This is a genomic window from Micromonospora sp. LH3U1 (assembly GCF_028475105.1).
GTDB lineage: Bacteria > Actinomycetota > Actinomycetes > Mycobacteriales > Micromonosporaceae > Micromonospora.
In genome coordinates this window covers 1,333,345-1,357,349 of sequence record NZ_CP116936.1, presented here as the reverse complement: position 1 = coordinate 1,357,349, position 24,005 = coordinate 1,333,345, and the positions used below count along the sequence as shown (strand labels likewise).

Here is a 24,005-nt window from a genome sequence, read left to right as displayed (position 1 = left end):
ACGGCAGGCCGTGCCGAGGCGGGACTCCCCGCCCCGGCACGGTGCCGGCGGACCCGCTCAGGCGGGCACCGCGGTGACGACGATGTTGTCGCGGTACTTGCGAGCCTTGGCGTCGAACGGCCCGCCACAGGTGATCAGGGTCAGCCGCGGCTTGCCGTCCCGGGCGAAGTAGCGGTCCAACGGGATCTTGGTCTTGGCGTACTCCTCCCGGGCGACGACCCGGTACCGCCGGGCTTCGCCGTCGCTGCCGGTCGCGGTCAGGGTGTCGCCCTGGTCCAGTTCCCGCAGTCGGAAGAACGCTCCCTTGCCCTGCTTGGCGCTGTCCACGTGACCGGCGATGACCACCGAGCCGGCGTCAGCCTCCAGGCCAGGACCGTAGCGGTACCAGCCGATCTGGTCGACGCTCGGCGGCACCTCGAACTCGTTCGTCCGCTCGTTGATGCCGACCGGGTTGACGGTGGCGGTGACGCCGATCTCCGGGATCACCAGCCCTACCGGGGGGACGATCTTCGCGTCGGCCGGCAGCTCACCGGCGGTCACCGGGACCGCCGGGTCGCCGCCGCTGGACGGCGGGGTTGCGGTGGAGGTGGCCAGGGTGCTCGCCTCCTCCGCGCCGACGTCCTCGGCTGGCTGGGAACCGCAGGCCACCAGGGTGGCGACGGTGAGCGCGGCAACGCCGGCGGCCATGGCCGCCAGCGCGCCGCGGTTGCGCACCGTCACTTGCGACCGGTCCGCGCGGTCGCCATCCGCACCCCACCACCGAGCAGCAGGAGTACGCCGGCGCCGGTGAGCACGAACCACCAGGTGTTCACGCCCGTGCCGGCCTGACCGCCGTCACCGCTCGGCACGCCGCCCGGGGCGGAGTGCAGGCCGGTGATGGTCTGGGCCACCACGTCGAGGGTCTTGCCCTCGGCAGAGCCGATCGCGTAGACGATCGTCGCGGTGCCCTCCTTGAGGTTGAGGTCCGCCGGGCCGATGGCCACGGTGTCGGTGCCGGCCAGCACCACGTCCGCCTTCACGCTGCCCGCGTCGACGTCGCCCTTGGCCTCGTTCGGGTTGGTGAGGCCCTTGAAGACCGGGGTGCCGCCGGCGCGTACGTCCACCGCCGGGGCGGCGGCGGTGTGCCGGACGATCAACCGGGCCTTGCCGGCGTCGACCTTCGAGACGTCGTTCACGAACGGAGTGATCTTCGGCTTGCCGGCGGCGTCGAGGTGTGCCGCGATGCTGATGTTCGCACCGCCCGGCACGGCCGCGTTGTCGACCTTGAGGATCGCGCTGCCGATCGGCTCGCCCGGCTTGGTGAGCGCGATGTCGTAGTCGCCCTCCTCCAGGTTCAGCGGGCCGGCGACGTCGCCGGGCTTGAAGTTGTCCAGCGTCTTCTTGCCGTTGACGTAGACGTCGACCGGGGTGTCCGGGATGCCGTGCACGACGGAGACCTTCGACGTGGCGGCGTACGCGGGGGTGGCGGTGAACGCGCCGACGCCGGCGAAGGCCAACGCGGCGACGGCGCCGCCGGCGGCGACCCGACGGAAGTACGAGAGCTGCATGTGTCTGCCTCCTGGTGATTACTGCTGATTCGTCAGGCCTGGCTTGCAGAACGGGTTACGCCGGCTGCACGACGGGTGGATGCGCTCTCGACGCGATTTCTTTTTCCGGCCCGGACCGCATCCGGATCGGGCTCCCGAGACGAAGAGCTGGTGAGATGACATCGACCGGGAGAGTGGGGCGAAGGCTGTGGCAGCTACAGTCGGGTATGCCCCATCGAAGGCGAGCCGCCCGATGACGGCCCTCCAACAAGAACCGGACCCTCCGGTGGACGACCTCGACCTCCGCTTCCGCGCGGGTGACGAGGTGGCGCTCCGCGAGGCGTACGACCGGTATGGCCGTGCCGTGCTCCACCTGGCCACCTCCATGCTGGCCAACCGCGCCGACGCCGAGGACGTGACCCAGGCGACGTTCGTTGCCGCCTGGCTGGGAAGGGACACCTTCGATCCAGCCAAGGGTTCGCTGATCGGCTGGCTGCTCGGCATCGGCCGGCGAAAGGTGATCGACCGGATGCGCGCGTCGGCCCGGGAGACCCGGGTGGTGGAGACGGTCCGGCAGCTGCCCGAGCCGGCACAGACCAGCCCCGACCCGGATCGGGTGGTGGACCGGTTGGTGATCGCCGACGAGCTGGCCCGTCTCCCGGACGACCAGCGGCGCATGTTGGAGTTGGCCTTCTACGACGACCTGACACACCAGCAGATAGCCACGGTGACCGGAGTGCCGTTGGGCACCGTGAAGAGCCACATCCGGCGCGGCATGGCGAGCTTGAAACGCAGATGGGAGGTGGACGGTGCAGCACCTGGAGCACGACCGGCTGGTCTTTCTGGCGCTCGGTGAGAGCGAGGCGGACAACGGGGAGAGCACCCACCTCGGCACCTGCGCGCACTGCCGCCTGGAGTTGGCGACCCTCCAGCGGGTGGCTGGGCTCGGCGCCGAGACGCAGGGTCTGACTGACCTGCCCGACCCGCCGGAGCACGTCTGGCAGGGCATCGCCGCCCAGGTCAGAGCGGCGGAGGCCCTGCCGTCGCTGACCGAGACCCGTCGGCAGCAGGTGCCCGAGCAGATCAGCACCGCGACGGCCGTGCGGGCCCCCGGCACGACCGTCGAGTCGACCACCGGCACGACGGCCGAGTCGTCGGTCAGCCGGCTGGATTCGGCGCGCCGGTCCCGCCGGGGCCGTGGCTGGTCCCGCTGGGCTACCTCCGCGGTGACCGCGGCCGCCGCCGCGGCGGTCGGTGTGGTGGGCACGGTTTCCGTGCTGCGACCGGACGACCCGGCACCCACTCCGACGCAGGTGGTGGTGGCGAGCGCGCCGCTGGCGGCGTACGGATCGACGCCACCAGCGGCCAAGGGTGACGCCCGGATTCTCCAGGACGGCCAATTACATCTGCATGTGGCGAATCTCCCGAGCGTCCCGGGGTATTACGAGGTCTGGCTCATCAATCCGACGACGATGAAGATGTTCTCGGTCGGCACCCTCGGTGGCGGCTCGGATGCCCTCCTGCCCCTACCTCCGAATGTCGACCTCAAGAGCTACTCGGTGGTCGACGTCTCCGCAGAGCAATTCGACAACAACACCCGGCACTCCGGCGACAGCCTGTTGAGGGGCACCCTGACGGGCTGATCGGCGGGCCGGATCAGCTCCCCGGCCCGCCGATCAGCTCTTTACGAAAAGAAGTGGCCGCCCACGGTACGTGGGCGGCCACTGTTCTTGTCGCAGGGTCACTTGCGCTTGCGGATCTCCTCCGCGGCCTGCGGGACGATCTTGAACAGGTCGCCCACCACGCCGAAGTCGGCCAGCTCGAAGATCGGCGCCTCGCCGTCCTTGTTGACCGCGACGATGGTCTTCGAGGTCTGCATGCCGGCCCGGTGCTGGATGGCACCGGAGATGCCGAGCGCGACGTAGAGCTGCGGGGAGACCGTCTTGCCGGTCTGGCCCACCTGGAACTGGTGCGGGTAGAAGCCGGAGTCGACAGCCGCCCGGGACGCGCCGACGGCGCCGCCGAGCAGGTCGGCCAGTTCCTCGACCAGCTTGAAGTTGTCGGCGTTACCGACACCACGACCACCGGAGACGACCACGCCGGCCTCGGTCAGCTCGGGGCGGGAGCCCTTCTGCTCGGCGACCCGCTCGACGACCTTGGCCAGCTTGTCGGTGTCGGTGACCGACACGGTGAGCTGCTCGATCGCCGGGGTGGCCGCCGCCGGGGAGGGGGTGACCGAGTTGGGCCGGACGGTGACCAGCGGCAGGCCCTTGGTGACCTTGGACTTGACGATGGTGGAGCCGGCGAAGGCGATCTGGGTCGCGGTGCCGTCGGCGTCCAGGCCGACCACGTCGGTCAGGATGCCGTTGTCGAGCTTGACGGCGAGCCGCGCGGCGATCTCCTTGCCCTCCTGGGCCGAGGCCAGCAGCACGGCGGCCGGCTGCACCCGCTTGACCAGTTCGGCCAGCACGGTGGCCTTGGGGGCCACCAGGTAGCCGTCGATCTCGTCACCCTCGGCGGCGTAGATCTTCTCCGCGCCGTACTCGCCCAACTTGCCGCTCAGCGCCTCCGCGGCGCCAGCTCCGCCGAGCACCACCGCGCTCGGGGTGCCCAGCGCGCGGGCGAGGGTGAGCATCTCCAGGGTGACCTTCTTGACGCCGAATTCCTTGGTGGCTTCGACGACGACGAGAACCTCAGACATGTCCAGACCCGCTCTCACACGAACTTTTCGGTGGCGAGGAACTCGACCAGCTTGACGCCGCCCTCGCCCTCATCGGTGATCTTGGCACCGCCGGAGCGCGGCGGGCGCTTGGTGTGCTCGATGACGGCGCTGGTGGCACCATCGAAGCCCACCTCGGCGGACGCGACGCCGAGGTCGGCCAGGGAGAACGTCTGCACCGGCTTCTTCTTGGCGGCCATGATGCCCTTGAAGGAGGGGTAGCGCGGCTCGTTGATGGTGTCCCAGACGGAGACCACGGCCGGGGTGGAGGCGGTGACCACCTCGTACCCCTCCTCGGTCTGCCGCTCGACGGTCAGCGTGGCACCGTCGACGGTGAGCTTGCGGGCGCCGGTGAGCGCCGCGACGCCCAGTCGCTCGGCGATCATGTGCGGCAGGACCTGGACCCGACCGTCGGTGGACTCGGCGCCGCAGATCACCAGGTCGGCATTCAGCTGACCGAGCGCGGCGGCGATCACCTTCGAGGTGGCGACGGCGCAGGAGCCGTGCAGGGCGTCGTCCACCACATGTACGGCCTTGTCCGGGCCCATGGAGAGCGCCTTGCGGATCGACTCGGTCGCCCGGTCCGGACCCATGGTCAGGATGGTGACCTCGCCACCGTGCGCCTCCTTGATCTTCAGCGCCTCCTCGATGGCGTACTCGTCCATCTCATTGATCACGTTGTTCGCCGAACCGCGGTCGACGGTGTTGTCGTCACTGCGCAGGTTGCGGTCCGCGCCCGAATCAGGCACCTGCTTGACGAGTACGACGATATTCATCGCGCTTCGACGACCCTCCTGTGTGGTGTGGCGATTCGCTCGCCCGGTATGGGGCGCAGCGTCGCGCGTCGGTCGACGCCAGGTCAACCGCGGGCTGCTGTGCAGTTGCCCACGACGCAATGTTACCTGCCAGTAGGTTGCACTCCCGAGGCACACAGAGTGACACAGCTCACCGACCGGTCAACGATCAGGCCAGCTCGTACAACGCGCCCCGGATCTGCTCGATGGCCGCCGCCTCGGTGGGCGCAACCCCGTCGTGCGCCCGGGCCACCCGGTCCGCCGCGGTCAACACCACCGAGCGGTACGCCTCCACGTCCGGCGGTGACTTCTCGCTCAGGATCCGCACCGCCTCACGCAGCGCCGGCAGCACCACCGACTCGATCTCCAACTGCGAGTCCCGGGGAAGCCGCGGCAGCGGGCCGGTGGTCAGCGCCTCCTTGACCGTTCCGCTGGCGTCGGCGAGCGCGCCGGACGCGGCGATGCTCTCCCGGATCACCCCCAGCACCCCCGGGTCGGCGTTGGAGACCAGGAAGACAGCACCGAAGGCACCGGTCTTGAGGGTCAGCCGCTCCTCGTCCGTCAACCGCTGCTCCATGATCACGGAGTGTAGACGTACGGGGTCGTCGTGGTGATCGGGACGAGGCCGAGTCGCTGGAGGATCGGTCGGCTGTCCTCGGAGGCGTCGACCTGCAACAGCGTCCGGCCCCGCTGCTCGGCCAGCCGTGCCCGGTAGGTGACCAGCGCACGGTAGATGCCCTTGCGACGCCACTGCGGCAGGGTGGACCCACCCCACAGGGTGGCGAATCCGGTGTTCGACGGGAAGCGCACCCAACCGGCGCTCACCACCGTCTCCCCCGCCTCGGCCACCACCACGGTGATCGAGTGCGGGTCGGCGTCGATCTCCTTCGCCAGCCCCCACACCAGGTGCGAGCGGTCCGCCTGCCAGACCTCCTCCTCCATGGCGGCGATCCGCTCCAGGTCGGCCCGGGAGGTCACCTCACGAAGGCGTACCCCCTCGGGGGCGACCGGCAGCGCGGCGGCCAACGGGGCGACCGGCCCGACCACGACGGTCTCCGGGTCCTCTGGCACGAAGCCGGCGGCGCGGAGGCGGTCCGCCAGGTCCGCGGGTTCGTCGTGCGCGTAGGTCTTCCACTCGACCGACTGGCCGCGCTGGCGGAACAGCTCCACCTGCCGAGAGACCAGCTCGTCCAACGCGTCGCCGGTCAGCCCGCCCAGGTCGCGGTAGGTGAGGAACCCGCCAGCGTCGAGCCCGACGATCCGGACCAACGGCCCGTCCCGCTCCACCGTCACCCCGGCCGGGACCGGGTCGGGGATGTCCGGACGGAGTTGGTTGTCGTAGGCGGTGCGCAGCGTCATCACGTCGAGATCAGTCACCGACCCAGGCTAAGCGGGAGGGGAAGCGGATAATCGGCACCGTGTGGGAGGCGATCAGGCGTTGGTTCGACCCGGCGGATTTGCGGGCCGTCGGCGAGACACCGGACTACCGGTTCTCGCTGGCCAACGAGCGGACCTTCCTCGCCTGGCTGCGTACCAGCCTGGCGCTGGTCGGCGGCGGGTTGGCCGCCGCGCAGTTCCTGCCACCGCTGGCGGTCAACCACCTGCGGGAGATCATCGCGGTCGTGCTGCTGTTGCTCGGCGGCGTCGTCGCGGTCCGCGCCGTGGACCACTGGGCGCGTACCGAGCGGGCCATCCGGCTCGGTGAGGAGCTGCCCGCCTCCCGCTTCCCCGCCGTCCTCGCCCTCGCCGTCGGTGCCGGCGCGGTGCTGCTGGTGATCGCGGTGCTGGTCCGGGCGATCGGGGGACGGTGAGCGCCGGACGCGACCCGGGGCTACAACCGGAGCGGACCCGGCTGGCCTGGCGGCGCACCCTGCTGACGCTGACCGTGGTGACCGCGCTCACCGTCCGGCTGGCGTCGGCCGGAGACCCGGTCGGGGCACTGGTCGCCGGCGTCACCGTTCTGCTGTGGGGCGCCCTGCTGGTGCTCTGCTGGCCCCGGGGCACCGGCACCGGTTCAGCCCGCACCGGCGGCCGGACACTGCCACTGGTCGCGCTCGGCACCATGGGGCTCGCACTACTGGGAGTGCTGCTGGTTCTTCGCGGACTAGGGTGACGCGATCCGGTGAGTCATCATGGGTGCATGGCCCGGCTTGGCGTACTCCTCTTCCTGGTGCAGATTGTCCTCGCCGTCTGCGCACTGATCAGTTGCCTCTCCGCCGAGGAGGGCCAGATTCGCGCCCTGCCCCGGATCGCCTGGGTGCTGATCATCTTGTTCTTCCCGCTGGTCGGCTCGATCGCCTGGTTCCTCGCCGGCCGGCAGCCCAGCTCCGGCGCCCGCAAGGGCTGGCCGGGAGTCCCCGGCCCCGCCGAGCGGCAGCGCCCCCGGCCACTCGCCCCCGACGACGACCCGGAGTTCCTGCGCTCCGTGCAGGACCGCGCCAAGCAGCAGGACCAGGAGCTCTTCCGCCGCTGGGAGGAGGACCTCCGCCGGCGCGAGGACGACCTGCGCCACCGCGACGGCGAGCCGCCACGCGAGGGTGACCGCCCGGAGGTGTGAGCACGCCGCCCGTCATGCCGTGGACGGCCGGGAGGCGCGCCTGGATCAGCTGGACGAGGTGCAGCGGGTCACACTCGTCGCCTGAGCGCGCGCACCGCCAACGGCGCGAAGATCACCGCGATGCCGGAGCCCCAGAGCAGTGTCTGGAGCACCGGGCTGGCTACCGGACCACTGACCAGGAGCCCGCGCAGCGCGTCGGCCACCACGGTCACCGGGTTGACCTCGACCCAGCTCTGCAACCAGCCCGGCATCCGGTCGGTCGGCACGAAGATGTTGCTGGTGAACGTCAGCGGGAAGATCACCGTGAAGCCGAAGATCTGCACCTTGTCCGGCTCGCTCACCAGGACGCCGACCAGCACCGAGATCCAGGACACGGCCAGCGTGAACGCCAGCAGCAAGGCGAACGCCCCGACCACCCCGAGCAGCCCGTTGCCGACCCGGAAACCAAGGATCGACCCGACACCCAGCAGCAGCGCGATCGACCAGGCCTGCTTGACGGTGTCGGCGAGGATCCGGCCAGCCAGCGGCGCCCACCGGGCGATGGGCAGCGCCCGGAGCCGGTCGAACACGCCCTTGGTGAGGTCGTTGTTCAACCCGAACCCGGTCGTCATGGTGGCGAAGAGCGCATTTTGCACCATGATGCCGGGCAGCATAAAGGTGAGGTACTCACTGGACGATCCGGCGATGGCGGTGCCGAAGACGTAGGTGAACAGCAGCACGAACATCACCGGCTGAATGCTCAGGTCGACTAGCTCCATCGGGTTGTGCTTGATCTGCACCAGGCTGCGCCAGGCCAGCGTGAAGGTGTGCCGCAGCCCAGCGGCCGGGCTGAGCCGGCGGGCCGGTGCCAGCCGGGCGGGGAGGGTGGCAGAGGTCATGCCGGAGTCCTTTCCAGATCGGACTTGGCCGACGAATCCTCGGCCCGGTGGCCGGTGAGCGAGAGGAAGACCTCGTCCAGGCTGGCACCGCGTAGCGCCAGCTCGGCGACCGGGATCGCGGCGGCATCGAGGCGGTTGACCACCGCGCGCAGGACACCCGGATCGTTCACGGCGACGGTGGCGGCGGTCTGGGTCACCTCGGGGGTCACACCGGACACCTCGCCGACGATGGCGGTCACGGTGCCCAGGTCGGTCATGTCGACCGGCCGTACGGTGAGGGTCTGCCCGCCGGTCTTGGCCTTCAGCTCCTCCGGCGTGCCCTGGGCGATCACACGGCCGTGGTCCACCACGGCGATCTCCCCGGCGAGCTGGTCGGCCTCGTCCAGATACTGAGTGGTGAGCAGCACCGTCACACCGTCGGAGACCAGGGTGCGGACCATGTCCCACAGGTCGTTGCGGCTGCGCGGGTCCAGGCCGGTGGTCGGCTCGTCGAGGAAGAGCACCTGCGGTCGACCCACCAGGCTGGCGGCAAGGTCCAGTCGGCGACGCATCCCACCGGAGAAGGTCTTGGCGGCCCGATCCGCCGCGTCGCTGAGCTGGAAGTCGGCGAGCAGTTGGCGGGCGCGCTGCTTGGCGTCGGACCTGCTCAGCCCGAGCAGTCGGCCGATCAACAGCAGGTTCTCCGCGCCGGTCAGGGTTTCGTCGACCGAGGCGTACTGGCCGGTCAGACCGATCAGCTGGCGCACCCGGTGGGCGTCGCGCACGACGTCGAACCCGCCCACCGTGGCGTGCCCCTCATCGGCGCGCAGCAGGGTGGCGAGCACCCGTACCGCGGTGGTCTTGCCGGCGCCGTTCGGCCCGAGCAGTCCGAAGACGGTCCCGGTCGGAACCGCCAGATCGACGCCGGCGAGGGCGGTGGTGACGCCGAAACGCCGCACCAGGCCCTCGGCCCGGATCGCGTAGTCCATCGCAGCTCCTGTCGTCTCCGGTGGTGGGGCCACCATGGGCGACAGGCTGACATCCCGCCGATCCCGGGACGACGGTACGACGGCTGGCGCTAAGATTCCGCTGATTTAGCTGCGCAGAGACGCGACCGCCGCCGCCCGCTGGGGGGCGACGGCGGCGGGTGCGACTCAGGCCAGGTTCGACGACCGGGGGTACGCGTCGGTCGGGTCGGTGAGCACGTTGACCAGGTACGGCACTCCGGCGTCGAACGCCCGCTGCAGGGCCGGACCCAGGTCGGCGGCCTTCGCGACCGTCTCCCCCGCCCCGCCGAGCGCGCTGACCACCGTGTCGTAGCGCAGCTCCGGCTGCAGGTCGGCGGCCACGTCGTAGCCGTACATGGCCCGCATCGGGTGCTTCTCCAGCCCCCAGATGCCATTGTTGCCGACGACGATCACCACCGGCAGCTTCTGGCGGACCAGCGACTCGACGTCCATCAGCGAGAAGCCTGCGGCACCGTCGCCCATCAGCACGCAGATCTGCCGGTCCGGGTGACTGACCCGGGCCCCCATGGCGTAGCCCATGCCGGTGCCCAGGCAGCCGTACGGGCCCGGGTCCAGCCAGGTGCCGGGCTGCGCCGGCTCCAGGTACCGCCCGGCGTACGACACGAAGTCGCCGCCGTCACCGATGGTGATCGCGTCGCGGGCCAGCACCCGGCGCAGCTCGCCGTAGATCCGGGCCGGGCGGATCGGGTCGGTCTCGGCAGCCATCTCCGCGGCGTCCCGAGCCTTCGCCGCGTCCTCGGTGACCCGCAGGTCGGCGATCCAGTCGGCGTGGTCGGCCCGGTCGCCGGCGTGGTCGGCGAGCGCGGAGAGGATCAGGCGCAGGTCACCGGCGGGAGCGGCGGCCGGCTGCACGTGCGTCGCCCGCTGGGTGGGCGCGTCGACGATGTGCACCACCTTGGCGTCACCGAAGTCACCGAAGCTGAGCCGGAAGTCCAGCGGGGTGCCGACCACCACGACCACGTCGGCGCCGGAGAGCGCGGCCCGGCGGGCCTTCGCGAACGCGAGCGGGTGCTCCGGTGGGAGCGAACCGCGACCCATGCCGTTGGTGAAGACCGGCACCTGCAACGCCTCGGCGGCCTCGCGCAGTGCGGCGACCGCGTCGCCCGCGTACACGTCGGAGCCGGCGATGATGACCGGTCGCTGCGCCCCGGCGATGAGCATCGCGGCGCGGCCGACCTCCTCCGGGTCCGGCACGACCGGGTCGACGCCCGTCACGGCGGGCAGGTCGGCCTCCGCGATCGAGAAGACCGTCTCGAGCGGGAAGTCGAGGAAGGCCGGGCCGCGGTGCGGGGTGAGCGCGGCGTTGAGCGCGGCGCCCACCGCGCGCGGGATGTCGTCGGTGCTGAACACCGTCTCGGCGTACTTGGTGACCGGGGCGACCAGCGGCAGGTGGTCCATCTCCTGCAGGCTGCCGGAGCCCCAGCGGAACGCGGGCGCGCGGCCCCCGAGCACCAGCACCGGGGAGGCGTTGAAGAACGCGCTGGTCATACCGGAGATGCCGTTGGTGACTCCGGGGCCGGCGGTGAGCACGGCGAGGCCGGGGCGACGCTGCAGCTTGGCCACCGCCTCGGCGGCGAAGACCGCGGACTGCTCGTGCCTGACGTCGTAGATCGGGAAGTCGCTCTTGTACGCGGCGTCGTAGAGCGGGAAGACGTGCCCGCCGGACAGCGTGAACATCTCCCGTACGCCGTGCGCGCGTAGTGCCGCGAGCGCCAACTCGCCGCCGTGACCCTCGATCCGCTCCGTCATGTCGCTCCCATCGTCCGTGGCCGGAATCACAGGTTACCGGCCAGTCACCTGCAGCCCCGACCGTGGCCCCGTGACACGAATTCGGCGTACGTCGAGGGGCGATCTTGGCACGGGCGCGAAAGGGCGGACAATGTCCCGGGACATTCATTTTTCGGACAGCTGGCCGGTTTCCGACGGAGGCTTCGGATGTGGCATGCGGTGGGCGTGCCCGAGCCCGAAGGGCTCGTGTACGAGGCGCTGGCCCGGCGCCGGCAGGCGACCCTGAGCGATCTCCTCGGCGACGTCGCGCTCTCCCGGGCACAGCTGACCCGCACGCTGAGCCGCCTGGTCGACCGCGGTCTGGCCAGCCGGCTACCCGGACGTCCCGCCCGCTACGCGGCGACGTCACCCGACCAGGTCGCCAACTTCCTGATCGCCGAGCAGGAGCGCGACCTGCTTCGCCTCCGTAGCCACGCCGACGAGTTGGCCAAGGACATCCGACGGCGCGAGGGGCCGGGCCGGCACCCGGCGGAGCTGGTCGAGGTCATCGAGGGCGCCGCGAACCTCCGGGCCACCCTCGTCCGACTGCAACGTGAGGCGCGGGTGCAGATCCGCGGCATGGACCGGCCGCCCTATCTGGACAATCCAGCCAGCGGCAACAGTGAGGAGACCCAGCAGCTCGCCGACCGTGGCCTGACCTATCGGGTGATCTACGACCGGTCGGCGCTGGCCATCCCGGGGCGGATGGCGGAGATCTGGCGGGGCATCCAGTCCGGCGAACGCGCCCGGGTCGCCAGCAACGTGCCGATGAAGATGTTGCTCTGCGACGACAGGTTCGCGGTCATCCCCGTCATGGCGGCCGGGCAGCTGACCGACACCGCATACCTGGTGCACCCGTCGTCGCTGCTGGACGCGGTCGGCGGGCTGTTCGAGGCGCTCTGGGAGCGGGCCGTCGCCATCAACCGGTCCATCGGCAGCGGGCGGAACGGACCGGTCGACCCGGCCCCCGGCGCGAGCAACCCGACCGCCGAGGCACACCCGGACCGGCTCACCGACCGCGACATCGAACTGGTCGGCCTGCTGGCCGGCGGTGCCACCGACGAGCGGATCGCCCGCACCCTGGGCTGGAGCGTCCGAACCGTGCACCGGCACGTCCACCGGATCATGGCCCTGGTCGGTGCCGAGACCCGCTTCCAGGCCGGGATGGAAGCGGTCCGGCGCGGCTGGGTCTGACCCTCGGGTCGGTCAGCGGCCGGTGAAGCCCGGCTTGCGCTTCTCGACGAAGGCCGCCATGCCCTCACGACGGTCGTCGGTGGCGAACAGCGCCGCGAAGAGCTGACTCTCCCAGGCCAGGCCCGAGTTCAGGTCCATGTCCAGGCCGCCGTCGACCGCCAGCTTCGCCGCGCGCAGCGCCTGCACAGGCCCGGTGAGGTACGGAGTGATCAGCGCGACGGCCGTGTCGTACACCTCGGCCGCTGGGGCGACCCGGTCGGCGAGGCCGATCCGCAGCGCCTCCTGCGCGTCCACCATCCGCCCGGACATGATCAGGTCCTTGGCACGGGCCGGGCCGACCAGGCGGGCAAGCCGCTGAGTGCCGCCCGCGCCGGGGATGATGCCCAGCTTGATCTCCGGCTGGCCGAGCTTGGCGTCCTCGGCGACCACCCGCCAGTCGCAGGCCAACGCCAGCTCGCAGCCACCACCGAGGGCGTACCCGGTGATCGCGGCGACCACCGGCTTGGGAATCCGGGCGATCGCGCCGAGCGCGCTGGACAGGTTCGCGGCCCGGTCGGCCATGTCCACGTAGGACATCTCCGCCATCTGCTTGATGTCCGCACCGGCGGCGAAGACCTTCTCCCCGCCGTACACGATGACGGCGCGGACGTCGGGGTCGGCGGTGGCCGCCGTGGCGGCGGCCCGCAACTCCTCCTGCACCTGGGTGTTGAGCGCGTTCATCGGCGGCCGCTCCAGCCGGATGGTGCCGATGCCGTCCTTGATCTCCAGCCGAACGAACTCGCCCACGCTGCCCTCACTTCCTCGTCGAAGTCGCGTGCCAACCTTACGACCCGGCTCGTTTGGGTAAGTAGTGTGGTGTCAGCCCCGTGGGCGGGAGTCCAGCAATGATCACGTATTTCGACGACAGGTCCGTGCAGGTCACCTCCACCACCATCTCGGTCGACGGCCGCAGCTACGCGCTGGCCGACATCACCATGATCTGGCACCGCCGCGGCACCCGATCCTGGCGCGTGCTCGTGGGGCGGGGCGCGATCGGCGCCGCACTGGCCGGTCCACTGGTCGCGGCGGTCCTGGGCATCGGCGTGGCCGTCTGGCTGCACCGCTCGCCCACCGTGACGATCGCGATCGTCGGCGCGTCGGTGCTGGTCGGGTTGGCCGTCGGGCCGGTCGCCGACTTCCTCTTCGAACACATGGACCGCTCGTACGCCCGGGGCAGCCGCCAACTGGAGATCTGGGCCCGTTGGCGCGGCCAGCCGGTGCGGTTGCTGCACACCGGCGACGCGCTGCGCTTCGGTCAGATCTACCGGGCGGTGCAGCGCGCGGTCGAGCACAGCCAACCGGCCCGCCCCGGCATCCGCCGCTAGCCACCCCCGGGTCGGGCCTGATCGGCTCGTCCCACAGCAGGGCGCCAAGGTGCTTGCCTCTGCGAGGCGAGGGTTGCCTGCCGGTGGTTAGGCTTAGTGATGACCCTCTATTACCGGGACGACGCGGTGCAGGTGACCTCCGAGTCGATCCGGGCGGGCGGTCACGTGATCGCCCTGTCCGACGTGACGTTCGTCTGGCACGCGCGCGGGCCCACGTCCCTCGCCGTGCGGGGCCGGGTGTTGGGTCGCGGTGTCCTGGTCCTGCTGCTCTCGCTGCCGCCGCTGGTCGCGGTGGTCTGCGTGCTGTCGCTGGCCTGGTCGGCACAGGACCGGGGCAACTGGAAGCTGGCGCTGATCATCCTCGCCGCCTGCGCGGTGGGGGCGTTGGCGTTGACCCCGTTCCTGGAGATCCCCCTGGGCTGGCTGGACCGCTCCTACGAGCGCGGCAACCATGTGCACGAGCTGTGGGTGCAGCACCACGGCCGGGAGGATCTGCTGGTGCGCACCCCGGACGCGCTACGGTTCGGGCAGATCTACCGGGCCGTGCAACGCGCCGTCGAACAGCAGGGGGACCATCGATGACCACCCGTCGCGGCGAGGCCGTCGCGCTGGCCGGGCTGCTCGCCACGGCCGGCGTCACCCACCTGCTGCGCCCCAGCTTCTACGACCCGATCGTGCCGAGCGCGCTGCCCGGCCCCGCTCGATTCTGGACGTACGCCAGCGGGGTCGCCGAACTGGCGGTGGCGGCGGCGGTGGCGAACCCGGCCACCCGACGGGCCGGCGGTCAGGCCGCAGCCGCTCTCTTCATCGCCGTGCTGCCGGCGAACGTGAAGATGGCGGTGGACTGGCGGCACCGGCGGCCGGCGAGGCGTGCCATCGCCTACGGCCGGGTGCCGATGCAGGTGCCACTGATCTGGTGGGCCCTGCGCGTCGCCCGCGCCGACACGACCGGCTCAGCGCCACGCTGACAACTCCGTCGAGCGGTTGCGGCGCGGCCGACGCACACTTGATCCCATGGCGATTCCCCTCCCCACACCGGCCGCCCTGGTCGGCCTGACCCGCTCCGCTCTCGACCAGACGCTCGGCTCGGCCGCCTCGTTCGCCGCAGTGCCCGCCCGCGCGTTCGCGGTGCTGGACGGGGTGGAGGCGTTGCTGGCCCGGATCAACGGCGTGGTGGATCGGATCGAGACGACCCTGGACCGGACGGATCAGGTGCTCACCGACGCCGAGGGGGCGGTCCGCGAGGTGGCCGTCATCAGCGCCGCCGCGACGACCGCCATCGACACGGCCACCGAGGTGGCCACTGCCGCCGCCGTGGTCGTCCGGGAGGCCGAGCAGGTCGCCCGGGTCGCCGGCACGGTGGTCACCGAGGCCGAGACCGTGGCCGGCCGGGCCGCCGTCACCGTGGGCACCGCTGCGGAGGCCGCCGCCACAGCGGCCGAGCTGCTCTCGGCGTACGAGCCGGCTCTGCGGCGGGCCGCCCCGATGGCCGGGAGGTTCGTCGAGGAGCTGAGCCACGAGGAGATCACCGCGGCGATCCACCTGATCGACGAGCTGCCCAAGCTCAAGGAACACCTGACCGCCGACATCCTGCCGATCCTTGCCACCCTCGACCGGGTCGGGCCCGATCTACACGACCTGCTGGACGTCACCCGCGACCTCAAGCTCGCCGTGGCCGGCATCCCCGGCCTGGGCATGCTGCGCCGGCGCGGCGAGAAACTCAGCGACGAACCCGCCGGCTGAGCCCTCGCCTGCCCGCGCCTCTGATCGGCAGTCGGATCAGCAGTCGCAGGTGATCGTGGCGGTCGGCGCGGTCAGGTCGTCCACCGGACGCCGGGTCAGCCCGGTCTCCGTCACCACCGGCAGCCCTTCCCGCACCCAGTACTCGAACCCGCCGAGCATCTCCTTGACCGGGTGGCCGAGCCGGGCGAACTCCAACGCTGCGCGGGTCGCGCCGTTGCAGCCCGGCCCCCAGCAGTAGGTGACCACCGCCGAGCCGGACGGGATCAACTCCGCGGCCCGGGTCGCGATCTCGGCGGTGGGCAGGTGCACCGCGCCCGGAAGGTGCCCCTGTGTCCAGGCCGCCGCGCCCCGGGAATCGACCACCACCAGACCCGGGGTACGGGCGGACAAATCGGCATGCACGTCACTGACGTCGGTCTCGACGCTGAGCCGGCTGAGGAAGTGGGCGGCGGCGGCGGCCGAATCGGCCGGCGGGACCGCGAAGGTGAAGGTCATGCACCGATCCTCGCCAGTCCGCCGCATCGGGGCGAGTGGCGGGAACGACGTCCTGCGCTAACATCCCGCCATGCCGATCCCGGCCACCACCACCGGCCCGCGCCTGCTGCCGGCACCCCGACGGCCGGCAGCCGCGCACCGCGTCGCCGTGCTCGCGTACCCGGGGATGTCGGTGTTCGAGACCGGCATCGTCACCGAGGTCTTCGGGCTGCCCCGGCCCGAATTCGACGTCGACTGGTACGACCTGGTGGTCTGCGCCGAGCGGCCGGGGTCGGTGCCGGTGGTCGGCGGGGCCAGCCTGCACACCCCGTACGGCCTGGCGGAGCTGGCGGTGGCACGGACGGTGATCGTGCCCGGCGTGCCGGACGTGACCGGTGACCCGTCACCCGAGCTGGTGACCGCGCTCCGGCGGGCGCACCGGCGCGGTGCCCGAATCATGTCGATCTGCTCGGGCGCGTTCGCGCTGGCGGGCGCCGGGCTCCTGGACGGCCGGCGGGCCACGACCCACTGGCGGTACGCGGAGCTGCTGGCGCGGCGCTACCCGAGGGTGCAGGTCGACCCGGACGTGCTCTATCTCGACGACGGCGACCTGCTCACCAGCGCCGGCAGCGCTGCCGGGCTGGACCTCTGCGTACACGTGATCCGGCGCGACCATGGCGCGGCGATCGCCAACGCGGTCGCCCGGCGGCTGGTGATCCCGCCGCACCGCGACGGCGGGCAGGCCCAGTTCGTCGAGGCGCCGGTGCCGGCCGACCCGGACGACGACCGGATCGCCGGCAGCATCGACTGGGCGCTCGCACGTCTCGCGACGCCGCTGACCGTGGCCCAGCTCGCCGGGCAGGCACACATGTCGCCCCGCACCTACCTACGGCACTTCGCCCGTGCCACCGGGACCAGCCCGATCCGCTGGCTGATCGACCAGCGGATCCGCGCCAGCCTGGCCCTGTTGGAGGAGACGGACGCCCCGGTCGAGCAGGTCGCCAGGGCGGTGGGCTTCGACACGCCGGTCACCTATCGCCACCATTTCGGCCGGGTCATGCTGACCTCGCCGTCGGCGTACCGCCGGGCCTTCCGCACCGGCACGGGCCGACCGGCGTAGCGCGGGTGTGGTCAGGCCGGCGCGTACAGCTCGTCGATCTCGGCGCGTTGGGGTAGCGCCACCGAGGCGCCGAGCTTGCGTACGCAGGCCGCGCCGGCCGCCGACGCCCAGCGCACCGCGTCGACCAGGTCGCGCCCCTCGCCCCAGCCGACGGCCAGCGCGGCGGTGAACCCGTCACCTGCGGCAGTGGAGTCGACCACCTCGACCCGTACCGCCGGCACGTGCACTTCGGTGCCGTCCCGGTCGACGTACCAGGCGCCCTCGCCGCCGAGGGTGAGCACGGCCCGAGGGGCCAGGTCGAGCAGCGCCCGGGGCTCCTCCCGACCGCGGCCGGCAAGTGCCTGCGCCTCCCCCTCGTTGACGACGAGCACGTCCACGGCGGCGAGCAGCTCGGGCGGGAGATCCCGGGCCGGGGCCGCGTTCAGGATGACCCGGGTGCCGGCGGCGCGGGCGGCCACCGCGGCGGCTGTCACGGTCGGCACCGGGATCTCCAGCTGGGCGACCAGGACGTCCGCCGCGCGCACCGTGGCCAGCTCCTCCTCGGTGAGGCCGACCAGCGTGTCGTTGGCGCCGGGGGTCACCATGATGGCGTTCTCCCCCTGGGCGTTGACCATCACCAGCGCCACCCCGGAGGTGCCGTAGACCACGCGCAGCTGGCTGGTGTCCACCCCGGCGGCGGTGATGCGGGCCTTCAGGGTGACGCCGAAGGCGTCCGAGCCGATCGCGCCGAGGAAGGCGCAGTCGGCGCCGGCCCGCACCGCGGCGATGGCCTGGTTGGCGCCCTTACCGCCGGGGACCATCACGAAGTCGGTGCCGAGCATGGTCTCGCCCGGTCGCGGCAGCTCGGGTGCCATCGCCACCAGGTCCATGTTGGCGCTGCCCACCACGGCGACCCGGGTCTGCGGCACGGCCGTCTCCGCTCTGTCCGGGCTCAGGCGGCCCGGGCGGTGTAGCGATCGCCCACCCGCTCGACCACCAGCGGGAGGCCGAAGGTCTTGGAGAGGTTGTCACCGGTCAGCGTCTCGGCGAGCAGGCCCTGGGCGACGACCGCGCCCTCCCGCAGCAGCAGCGCGTGGGTGAACCCTGGCGGGATCTCCTCCACGTGGTGGGTGACCAGCACCATCGCCGGGGCGTCCGGGTCGTGCGCCAGCTCGGCCAGCCGGGCGACCAGGTCTTCCCGACCGCCCAGGTCGAGCCCGGCGGCGGGCTCGTCGAGCAGCAGCAGCTCCGGGTCGGTCATCAGGGCACGGGCGATCTGCACCCGCTTGCGCTCGCCCTCGGAGAGGGTGCCGTAGCGGCGCTCGGCGAGGCCGCCGATGCCGAGTTGACTCAGCAGCGCCCGCGCCCGCACCTCGTCGCCGCGTTCGTAGCTCTCCCGCCAGCGGCCGACCACCGACCAGGCGGCGGTCACCACCACGTCGCTGACCTGCTCGTCGGCGGGCAGCCGCTCGGCGAGCGCGGCGGTGGAGAGCCCGATCCGGGTACGCAGCTCGTTGACGTCGGTGCGGCCGATCCGCTCGCCGAGCACGTGCGCGACACCCGTGGTCGGGTGCAGCCGGCCCGCGGCGAGGTTGAGCAGTGTGGTCTTGCCGGCACCGTTGGAGCCGAGCACGACCCAACGCTCGTCCAGCTCGACCCGCCAGGTCAGGTCCTGCAGAAGGGCGGTGCCGGACCGGCGTACACCGACGCCGTCGAGGCTGACCACCAGATCCGGGTCCACGGGGGCGGCGGCAGGCGCGGCGCCGGCAGCGCCGGGGATCAGGTCACCAGTCACCGCACCATCCAACCACGCAGCGACGGGGCGCCCCCCATGGGCGGCGCCTCAGCCATAGGGTGAAGCGCCGTGTCGTTGATCACCACAACCGAAGGACGGCTCATGCCCCGTCGAGGTACGGAGCCGCGCGGATGAGCGCGGTCATCGAGATCGAGGGTCTGCGCAAGACCTTCCACAGCATGCGCAACGGCCGGCGGGTGGCAGTGGACGGGTTCGACCTGCTGGTCGAGGCGGGCCAGGTCCACGGCTTTCTGGGCCCCAACGGCTCCGGCAAGACCACCACCCTGCGCGCCCTGCTCGGGCTGGTACGCGCCGACAGCGGGCGGATGACCGTGCTCGGCGAACCGTCGCCGGAGCTGCTGCCCCGGGTGGCGGGCCAGGTCGGCGCCATCGTCGAGAGCCCGCAGTTCTTCGGCAACTTCACCGGTTACCGCACGCTGCGGTTGTTGGCCCGTGCCGGTGGGGTGCCGGTCTCGCGGGTCGACGAGGCGCTGGATCTGGTGGGCCTGCGCGACCGGGGCGATGAGCGGGTGAAGGCCTACTCGCTGGGGATGAAGCAGCGCCTCGCGGTGGCGTCCGCGCTGCTGAAGGACCCGCAGTTGCTCATCCTGGACGAGCCGGCGAACGGGCTGGACCCGGCGGGCATCCGGGAGATGCGGGATCTGATGCGGTCGCTGGCGGCGACCGGGGTGACCGTGCTGGTGTCCAGTCACATCCTGGGCGAGATCCAGCTGATCTGCGACCACGTCACGATCATCTCGCGGGGGCGGCGGGTGGCGACCGGCCGGGTCGACGAGGTGCTGGCGGGTCACGACCGGCATGAGTTCCTGGTGCGGGTGGCCGAGCCGGAGCGCGCCGTCGAGCTGCTGCACGCGGCCGAGCTGACAGCGGTCGTGGACGGTGGGGCGCTGGTGGTGAGCGGGGTGAGCGACCCGACGGTGGTGAGCCGGGTGCTCGGCGAGCAGGGGCTGTGGGTGGGCGAGCTGACGCCGCTCCGGCCGGATCTGGAGAGCGTCTTCCTGGAGCTGACGGGGGCGTACGAGCGTCCGTCGGTCCCCCGGCAGGTCGACGACTCGGCGCTGCCGTACGGCGATCAGGGCGAAGCTGTGATCGATCTCGATCGGGGAGTGGACGCGTGAACCTGCTTCGTGCCGAGTTGGAGCGGCTGTCCGCGCGTCGCTTCGTACAGCTCATGGTCGTCCTGCTGGCGTTGGCGTTCGCCGTGACAGCGGCGACCACGCTGGCTGGCTCCCACAAGCCGAACGCGTCCGAGCTGAGCTCGGCGCGGGCGCAGGCCATTGAGGCACGGCAGAGCCTGGAGGCCACGCACCGGGAGTGCCTGGCGCGCCAGAACGGCACGATCCCGTCGAGTGACGTGAGCGAGTACTTCCCCGCCGACTGCTCGGAGATCGACCCTATTCGGCAAGATCGGCTGCCGATCGCGGCCGACTTCCTGCCGGGGGTGTTCAGCTTCGGCCAGCAGGCCCTCCCGCTGCTCTACTTCCTCATCGCGTTCCTGGTGCTGTTCGGGTTTCTGGTCGGCGCCTCCTACATCGGTGCCGACCTGAACTCCGGTGGCGTGGTGAACCTGCTGCTCTGGCGACCGCGCCGGTTGACGGTGCTCGCGGCCAAGTTGTGCACCCTGCTCGGCACGGTGCTGGTCCTGGCCCTGCTGGCGTCGCTGGCCTACCTCGCCACGTTCTGGGTGATCGGGCAGACCGCCGGGTTGCCTGGCCGGCTGGATGGTGACTTCTGGCGTTCACTCGGTGCGGTGCACGGCCGCGGCCTGGTGCTGGTGTTGCTGGCCTCGGCGCTGGGCTTCGCGATCGCGACGCTGGGTCGGCACACGTCGGCGGCGCTGGGGGCGGCGGCCGCGTACGCGGTGGTGTGGGAGTTGGGGGGTCGACTGGTCCTGGAGATCGTCGACGCTCGGCGGCCGGACCAGCTGATGCTCTCCAGCCACATCGGCGCGTGGCTCACCGGTGAGGCGCGCTTCTTCGACCCGCAGGTCTGTGCCGGCAACTTCGGCAACGGCTACTGCGAGAGCTTCTACAGCCTGACCTGGGGACCGGCACTGCTGGTGCTGCTCGTGCTCACCGGCGGGCTGACCGCGGCGGCGTTCGCCGTGTTCCGCCGACGCGACCTGATCTGAGTCGCGCTCCACCGGGCCGCCCGCCCAGCTGCGGGCTGCCCGGTGGACCGGAGGGAGTACGGCAAGAGCTTGCAACTCGCCAACGTGCGGTGAAGTATTTCTTCACATGACCGCCGCAGGGGGCTCAGCCGACGGTGGAGCCGAACACCTCGTCGCGCACGGCGTCGAGTGCGGTGCGCAGCGCGCCGTGCAGGATCGGCTCCTCGGTCAGCCCGGTCGGCACCACCCGAGGTTGGACCAGCGTGATGGCGGCGACCTCCTGCTGCACCCGGTCGGCGAGCGCAGCACCACCGGCCTGGCCCACCTCGCCGGCGAGCACGACCAGCGGCGGGTCGAGCACCACGCAGGTGCTGGCCACGCCGAGCGCGAGCCGACGGGCCAGCTCGTCGAGCATGGGGCCGCCGTCGTCACCGGCCGCGACGGCTGCGCGGACCGCCTCGGCGGCGTCGGCGTCCGGGTAGCCGTGCTCGCGGGCCACCGCGCGCACCGAGTCCGCGCCGACCAACTGCTGGAAGGCCGGCTTGGCGCGGCGGGAGACGTCGCGCGGGATGGGCGCACCGGGCACCGGCAGGTAGCCGATCTCACCGGCCGCGCCGCTGCTGCCGTGGTGCAACCGTCCACCCAGCATGATCGCCAGGCCGACACCGGCGCCCACCCAGACCAGCACGAAATCCGCCAGCCCCTGCGCGGCGCCGGACTGCGCCTCGGCCACCGCGGCCAGGTTGACGTCGTTCTCGAAGACCACCGGGGTGTGCAGGTCGTCGCGCAGCGCGGCGAGCAGGCCGCTGTGCCAACGCGGCAGGTTGAAGGCGAACGTGATGTCGCCGGTGCCCGGGTCGACCAGGCCCGGCGTGCCGAGCACGATCCGCCGGACGCTGCTCAGCTGCGCCTGGGCGCTGCTCGCGGCCTGCACCACGGCGTTGTGCACCACGCCCACCGGGTCGTCGGTGTCCCGGGTCGACTGCTCCACCCGGCCGATGACCTCACCAGTGATGTCGGCGCACGCGGCCACCACCCGGTCCGGCCCGACGTCCACGCCGACCACATACGCGCTGGCTGGGCGGACCGCGTAGAGCTGGGCGTTCGGCCCCCGGCCACCGGCCTGCTCACCGACCCTGGTGACGAGGCCGCGCTCCTCCAACCGCTCGACCAGTTGCGAGGCGGTGACCTTCGACAGCCCGGTCAGCTCGCCGAGGCGGGCCCTGGTCAGCGGGCCGCGTTCGAGGAGCAGTTCCAGCGCGGCACGGTCGTTGAGCGCCCGCAACAGGCGGGGGGTGCCGGGCAGCCGGGTCGCACTCATGACACGTCCTCTAGTTTTAGTAAACTTTGCTAACTGTAAACTGCCCTGCAAACGGGTAGCCGTAGCGTATCGGCCACCCGGAGCTAGGTCGCTCGGCCGACTCGGCAGGGCGAACACCACCACCGGTACGACGTTTCGCACCCGCTGGGGCACCGAAGGGGGAAGATCACGTGGGGCTGGATCCAGGACTGCGCCGGCTGGCGCTGGGCACGCTGCTCGCCGCGTACCCGGGACCGGTCCCACCGGACTGGGCTGTTGACCTGCTGGCCGACGGGCTGGCCGGGCACACCCTGTTCGGCACCAACGTGCACGACCCCGCCCAGGTGGCGGCGAGCACCGCCGCGCTACGCGCCGGCCGCCCCGACGCGCTGATCGCCATCGACGAGGAGGGTGGCGACGTGACCCGGCTGGCGCACGCCACCGGCAGCCCGTACCCCGGAAACGCCGCCCTCGGCGCGATCGGCGACGTGGCGCTCACCCGACGGGTCTACCAGTCGATCGGCGCCGAGCTGGCCGCGCTCGGCATCACCGTCAACCTCGCCCCGACGGTGGACGTCAACACCGCCGACGACAACCCGGTGATCGGCACCCGGTCCTTCGGCGCGGATCCGGTGCGGGTGGCTGCCCACTCGGCCGCCGCCGTGACCGGGTTGCAGGCCGCCGGAGTGGCGGCCTGCGCCAAGCACTTCCCCGGCCACGGCGCCACCGTCTCCGACTCCCACCACGAGCTGCCCACAGTGGACGCTCCGCTGGGCCTGCTACGCCAGCGGGACCTGCCGCCGTTCGCGGCGGTCGTCGCCGCCGGGGCGCGTGCCGTGATGACCGCGCACATCCGGGTGCCGGCGCTGACCGGCGCCGACCCGGCCACCTTCAGCCGGGCCGTCCTGGTCGACCTGCTCCGCACCGAGTACGGCTTCACCGGCGCCGTCATCACCGACGCGCTGGAGATGAAGGGCGCCTCGGTGGCTGCCGGCGGGGTCGGGCCGGCCGCGGTCCGGGCCCTGGACGCCGGCGCCGACCTGCTCTGCATCGGCGCGAAGGTCGACGCCCAACTGGTCGAGCGGGTGGCCGCCGAGATCGTCGACGCCCTCACCGACGGCCGGTTGACGACCGCGCGGGTCGAGCAGGCAGCCGGCCGCGCCGCCGAGCTCGCCGCCTGGACCCGGGCCGCCGTCAGGTCGTCGGCCACCGGAGACGCCGAGCTGGGGTACGCGGCAGCGCGCCGAGCGGTCCGGGTGGACGGGGTGCTCGCCGGCCTGGGCCGCCCACTGGTGGTGCAGCTGCACACCGAGTCGACGATCGCCGAGGGCCGGGTGCCGTGGGGTCTCGGTCCACACCTGAACGGGACGCAGGAGATCCGCGTGATCGCCGCCGACACCGACGCGGCGACGCTGCGTGGGTTGGCCGGTGACCGTCCCATCGTGCTGGTCGGGCGGCACCTGCACCGCCTGCCCGGCGGCCCGGACCTGGTCACCGGGCTGGCTGCCCAGCATCCGGTGACCGTGGTGGAGATGGGCTGGCCGGCACAGTGGCGCCCCACGGGCGTACGCGCCTTCGTCACCACGTACGGCGCGAGCCACGCCAACGGGCGGGCGGCTGCCGAGGCGCTCGGTCTTTCCGGCTGAGCGGCGTCCAC

Annotated in this window: 28 protein-coding genes; 14 read left to right on the top strand and 14 right to left on the bottom strand. The window is 71.9% G+C overall.

Annotation, left to right across the window (positions count from 1 at the left end; translation table 11 throughout):
* Positions 1-57: 57 nt before the first annotated feature.
* Together PCA76_RS06340 and PCA76_RS06335 are read right to left on the bottom strand one after the other, a co-directional pair.
* On the bottom strand, positions 58-720 hold the full coding sequence (locus PCA76_RS06340; protein WP_272615969.1) for a class F sortase: 663 nt from the start codon (positions 718-720) through the stop codon (positions 58-60).
* The gene (locus PCA76_RS06335; RefSeq protein WP_272615968.1) at positions 717-1,547 is read right to left on the bottom strand and encodes a DUF4397 domain-containing protein; all 831 of its coding nucleotides are present in this window, start codon (positions 1,545-1,547) and stop codon (positions 717-719) included. Before PCA76_RS06335 ends, PCA76_RS06340 begins: the two co-directional genes overlap by 4 nt.
* A gap of 232 nt (positions 1,548-1,779) precedes the next feature.
* Between PCA76_RS06335 and PCA76_RS06330 the strand changes: the two genes are divergently transcribed.
* A complete protein-coding gene (locus tag PCA76_RS06330) occupies positions 1,780-2,382 on the top strand; it encodes an RNA polymerase sigma factor (RefSeq protein WP_272615966.1) in 603 nt (200 codons plus the stop codon).
* Complete coding sequence (locus PCA76_RS06325) at positions 2,336-3,169, top strand: anti-sigma factor (RefSeq protein WP_272615965.1); 834 nt, start codon at positions 2,336-2,338, stop codon at positions 3,167-3,169. Before PCA76_RS06330 ends, PCA76_RS06325 begins: the two co-directional genes overlap by 47 nt.
* A 98-nt stretch (positions 3,170-3,267) precedes the next feature.
* Here PCA76_RS06325 and PCA76_RS06320 read toward each other — a convergent pair whose 3' ends face one another.
* The 4 genes from PCA76_RS06320 to PCA76_RS06305 all read right to left on the bottom strand — a co-directional run bounded on the left by PCA76_RS06320 (position 3,268) and on the right by PCA76_RS06305 (position 6,416).
* Complete coding sequence (locus tag PCA76_RS06320) at positions 3,268-4,227, bottom strand: electron transfer flavoprotein subunit alpha/FixB family protein (RefSeq protein WP_272615964.1); 960 nt, start codon at positions 4,225-4,227, stop codon at positions 3,268-3,270.
* Between the two features lie 14 nt (positions 4,228-4,241).
* Positions 4,242-5,021: an electron transfer flavoprotein subunit beta/FixA family protein gene (locus PCA76_RS06315; protein WP_272615962.1), complete on the bottom strand. Its 780-nt coding sequence runs from the start codon at positions 5,019-5,021 to the stop codon at positions 4,242-4,244.
* Positions 5,022-5,208: 187 nt separating this feature from the next.
* Complete coding sequence (locus PCA76_RS06310) at positions 5,209-5,622, bottom strand: hypothetical protein (protein WP_272615961.1); 414 nt, start codon at positions 5,620-5,622, stop codon at positions 5,209-5,211.
* Complete coding sequence (locus PCA76_RS06305) at positions 5,619-6,416, bottom strand: GNAT family N-acetyltransferase (RefSeq protein ID WP_272615960.1); 798 nt, start codon at positions 6,414-6,416, stop codon at positions 5,619-5,621. The genes PCA76_RS06310 and PCA76_RS06305 overlap by 4 nt, the downstream gene beginning before the upstream one ends.
* Positions 6,417-6,457: 41 nt before the next feature.
* Here PCA76_RS06305 and PCA76_RS06300 point away from each other — a divergent pair, with 41 nt between their 5' ends.
* Genes PCA76_RS06300 through PCA76_RS06290 form a run of 3 tightly spaced genes read left to right on the top strand, consistent with a single transcriptional unit; the run spans position 6,458 to position 7,596 of the window.
* Positions 6,458-6,850, top strand: coding sequence for a YidH family protein (locus PCA76_RS06300; protein ID WP_272615959.1), 393 nt, complete (start codon positions 6,458-6,460; stop codon positions 6,848-6,850).
* Positions 6,847-7,152, top strand: coding sequence for a DUF202 domain-containing protein (locus PCA76_RS06295; RefSeq protein ID WP_272615957.1), 306 nt, complete (start codon positions 6,847-6,849; stop codon positions 7,150-7,152). The genes PCA76_RS06300 and PCA76_RS06295 overlap by 4 nt, the downstream gene beginning before the upstream one ends.
* 27 nt (positions 7,153-7,179) lie before the next feature.
* Entirely contained in the window at positions 7,180-7,596 is a 417-nt protein-coding gene (locus PCA76_RS06290; protein ID WP_272615956.1) for a PLD nuclease N-terminal domain-containing protein, read from the top strand.
* 68 nt (positions 7,597-7,664) lie between these two features.
* Here PCA76_RS06290 and PCA76_RS06285 read toward each other — a convergent pair whose 3' ends face one another.
* The 3 genes from PCA76_RS06285 to PCA76_RS06275 all read right to left on the bottom strand — a co-directional run bounded on the left by PCA76_RS06285 (position 7,665) and on the right by PCA76_RS06275 (position 11,230).
* Complete coding sequence (locus tag PCA76_RS06285) at positions 7,665-8,474, bottom strand: ABC transporter permease (protein WP_272615954.1); 810 nt, start codon at positions 8,472-8,474, stop codon at positions 7,665-7,667.
* Positions 8,471-9,442, bottom strand: a complete 972-nt coding sequence (locus PCA76_RS06280; RefSeq protein ID WP_272615952.1) for an ATP-binding cassette domain-containing protein — start codon at positions 9,440-9,442, stop codon at positions 8,471-8,473. The genes PCA76_RS06285 and PCA76_RS06280 overlap by 4 nt, the downstream gene beginning before the upstream one ends.
* A gap of 165 nt (positions 9,443-9,607) precedes the next feature.
* Positions 9,608-11,230, bottom strand: coding sequence for an acetolactate synthase (locus tag PCA76_RS06275; protein WP_272615951.1), 1,623 nt, complete (start codon positions 11,228-11,230; stop codon positions 9,608-9,610).
* A 186-nt stretch (positions 11,231-11,416) separates the two neighbouring features.
* Here PCA76_RS06275 and PCA76_RS06270 point away from each other — a divergent pair, with 186 nt between their 5' ends.
* Positions 11,417-12,442: a helix-turn-helix transcriptional regulator gene (locus PCA76_RS06270; protein WP_272615950.1), complete on the top strand. Its 1,026-nt coding sequence runs from the start codon at positions 11,417-11,419 to the stop codon at positions 12,440-12,442.
* Between the two features lie 12 nt (positions 12,443-12,454).
* On the opposite strand, the gene PCA76_RS06265 is transcribed toward PCA76_RS06270, so the two are convergent.
* Positions 12,455-13,228 (bottom strand): enoyl-CoA hydratase/isomerase family protein, encoded by a 774-nt coding sequence (locus PCA76_RS06265; RefSeq protein WP_272615949.1) that lies wholly within the window; start codon positions 13,226-13,228, stop codon positions 12,455-12,457.
* 98 nt (positions 13,229-13,326) lie between these two features.
* On the opposite strand from PCA76_RS06265, the gene PCA76_RS06260 reads away from it, so the two are divergent.
* The 4 genes from PCA76_RS06260 (at position 13,327) to PCA76_RS06245 (ending at position 15,549) form a co-directional block, all read left to right on the top strand.
* Entirely contained in the window at positions 13,327-13,806 is a 480-nt protein-coding gene (locus PCA76_RS06260) for a DUF6232 family protein (protein ID WP_272615948.1), read from the top strand.
* Between the two features lie 99 nt (positions 13,807-13,905).
* Entirely contained in the window at positions 13,906-14,388 is a 483-nt protein-coding gene (locus PCA76_RS06255) for a DUF6232 family protein (RefSeq protein WP_272615947.1), read from the top strand.
* Entirely contained in the window at positions 14,385-14,774 is a 390-nt protein-coding gene (locus tag PCA76_RS06250) for a DoxX family protein (protein WP_272615946.1), read from the top strand. Before PCA76_RS06255 ends, PCA76_RS06250 begins: the two co-directional genes overlap by 4 nt.
* Positions 14,775-14,820: 46 nt before the next feature.
* Positions 14,821-15,549 (top strand): hypothetical protein, encoded by a 729-nt coding sequence (locus PCA76_RS06245; protein WP_272615945.1) that lies wholly within the window; start codon positions 14,821-14,823, stop codon positions 15,547-15,549.
* A gap of 36 nt (positions 15,550-15,585) precedes the next feature.
* On the opposite strand, the gene PCA76_RS06240 is transcribed toward PCA76_RS06245, so the two are convergent.
* Positions 15,586-16,044: a rhodanese-like domain-containing protein gene (locus PCA76_RS06240; RefSeq protein WP_272615944.1), complete on the bottom strand. Its 459-nt coding sequence runs from the start codon at positions 16,042-16,044 to the stop codon at positions 15,586-15,588.
* A 166-nt stretch (positions 16,045-16,210) separates the two neighbouring features.
* Between PCA76_RS06240 and PCA76_RS06235 the strand changes: the two genes are divergently transcribed.
* On the top strand, positions 16,211-17,143 hold the full coding sequence (locus PCA76_RS06235; RefSeq protein ID WP_272619212.1) for a helix-turn-helix domain-containing protein: 933 nt from the start codon (positions 16,211-16,213) through the stop codon (positions 17,141-17,143).
* Positions 17,144-17,154: 11 nt separating this feature from the next.
* Here the strand turns inward: PCA76_RS06235 and PCA76_RS06230 are convergent, their stop codons facing one another.
* A complete protein-coding gene (locus PCA76_RS06230; protein ID WP_272615943.1) occupies positions 17,155-18,051 on the bottom strand; it encodes a ribokinase in 897 nt (298 codons plus the stop codon).
* A gap of 23 nt (positions 18,052-18,074) precedes the next feature.
* Positions 18,075-18,917 (bottom strand): ABC transporter ATP-binding protein, encoded by an 843-nt coding sequence (locus tag PCA76_RS06225; RefSeq protein ID WP_272615941.1) that lies wholly within the window; start codon positions 18,915-18,917, stop codon positions 18,075-18,077.
* A gap of 131 nt (positions 18,918-19,048) precedes the next feature.
* On the opposite strand from PCA76_RS06225, the gene PCA76_RS06220 reads away from it, so the two are divergent.
* Together PCA76_RS06220 and PCA76_RS06215 are read left to right on the top strand one after the other, a co-directional pair.
* The gene (locus PCA76_RS06220) at positions 19,049-20,056 is read left to right on the top strand and encodes an ABC transporter ATP-binding protein (protein WP_272615939.1); all 1,008 of its coding nucleotides are present in this window, start codon (positions 19,049-19,051) and stop codon (positions 20,054-20,056) included.
* Complete coding sequence (locus PCA76_RS06215) at positions 20,053-21,069, top strand: ABC transporter permease subunit (protein ID WP_272615938.1); 1,017 nt, start codon at positions 20,053-20,055, stop codon at positions 21,067-21,069. The genes PCA76_RS06220 and PCA76_RS06215 overlap by 4 nt, the downstream gene beginning before the upstream one ends.
* A gap of 124 nt (positions 21,070-21,193) precedes the next feature.
* Here the strand turns inward: PCA76_RS06215 and PCA76_RS06210 are convergent, their stop codons facing one another.
* The gene (locus tag PCA76_RS06210) at positions 21,194-22,369 is read right to left on the bottom strand and encodes an ROK family transcriptional regulator (protein WP_272615936.1); all 1,176 of its coding nucleotides are present in this window, start codon (positions 22,367-22,369) and stop codon (positions 21,194-21,196) included.
* A 170-nt stretch (positions 22,370-22,539) separates the two neighbouring features.
* On the opposite strand from PCA76_RS06210, the gene PCA76_RS06205 reads away from it, so the two are divergent.
* Positions 22,540-23,994: a glycoside hydrolase family 3 protein gene (locus PCA76_RS06205; RefSeq protein WP_272615935.1), complete on the top strand. Its 1,455-nt coding sequence runs from the start codon at positions 22,540-22,542 to the stop codon at positions 23,992-23,994.
* The last annotated feature ends 11 nt before the right edge of the window (positions 23,995-24,005 follow it).

Coding starts and splice junctions, on each gene's coding strand:
- PCA76_RS06335 (WP_272615968.1), bottom strand. CDS start 1,547: ATGCAGCTCTCGTACTTCCGTCGGGTCGCCGCCGGCGGCGCCGTCGCC.
- PCA76_RS06330 (WP_272615966.1), top strand. CDS start 1,780: ATGACGGCCCTCCAACAAGAACCGGACCCTCCGGTGGACGACCTCGAC.
- PCA76_RS06320 (WP_272615964.1), bottom strand. CDS start 4,227: ATGTCTGAGGTTCTCGTCGTCGTCGAAGCCACCAAGGAATTCGGCGTC.
- PCA76_RS06315 (WP_272615962.1), bottom strand. CDS start 5,021: ATGAATATCGTCGTACTCGTCAAGCAGGTGCCTGATTCGGGCGCGGAC.
- PCA76_RS06290 (WP_272615956.1), top strand. CDS start 7,180: ATGGCCCGGCTTGGCGTACTCCTCTTCCTGGTGCAGATTGTCCTCGCC.
- PCA76_RS06285 (WP_272615954.1), bottom strand. CDS start 8,474: ATGACCTCTGCCACCCTCCCCGCCCGGCTGGCACCGGCCCGCCGGCTC.
- PCA76_RS06280 (WP_272615952.1), bottom strand. CDS start 9,442: ATGGACTACGCGATCCGGGCCGAGGGCCTGGTGCGGCGTTTCGGCGTC.
- PCA76_RS06275 (WP_272615951.1), bottom strand. CDS start 11,230: ATGACGGAGCGGATCGAGGGTCACGGCGGCGAGTTGGCGCTCGCGGCA.
- PCA76_RS06270 (WP_272615950.1), top strand. CDS start 11,417: ATGTGGCATGCGGTGGGCGTGCCCGAGCCCGAAGGGCTCGTGTACGAG.
- PCA76_RS06260 (WP_272615948.1), top strand. CDS start 13,327: ATGATCACGTATTTCGACGACAGGTCCGTGCAGGTCACCTCCACCACC.
- PCA76_RS06255 (WP_272615947.1), top strand. CDS start 13,906: ATGACCCTCTATTACCGGGACGACGCGGTGCAGGTGACCTCCGAGTCG.
- PCA76_RS06250 (WP_272615946.1), top strand. CDS start 14,385: ATGACCACCCGTCGCGGCGAGGCCGTCGCGCTGGCCGGGCTGCTCGCC.
- PCA76_RS06245 (WP_272615945.1), top strand. CDS start 14,821: ATGGCGATTCCCCTCCCCACACCGGCCGCCCTGGTCGGCCTGACCCGC.
- PCA76_RS06240 (WP_272615944.1), bottom strand. CDS start 16,044: ATGACCTTCACCTTCGCGGTCCCGCCGGCCGATTCGGCCGCCGCCGCC.
- PCA76_RS06235 (WP_272619212.1), top strand. CDS start 16,211: ATGTCGGTGTTCGAGACCGGCATCGTCACCGAGGTCTTCGGGCTGCCC.
- PCA76_RS06220 (WP_272615939.1), top strand. CDS start 19,049: ATGAGCGCGGTCATCGAGATCGAGGGTCTGCGCAAGACCTTCCACAGC.
- PCA76_RS06210 (WP_272615936.1), bottom strand. CDS start 22,369: ATGAGTGCGACCCGGCTGCCCGGCACCCCCCGCCTGTTGCGGGCGCTC.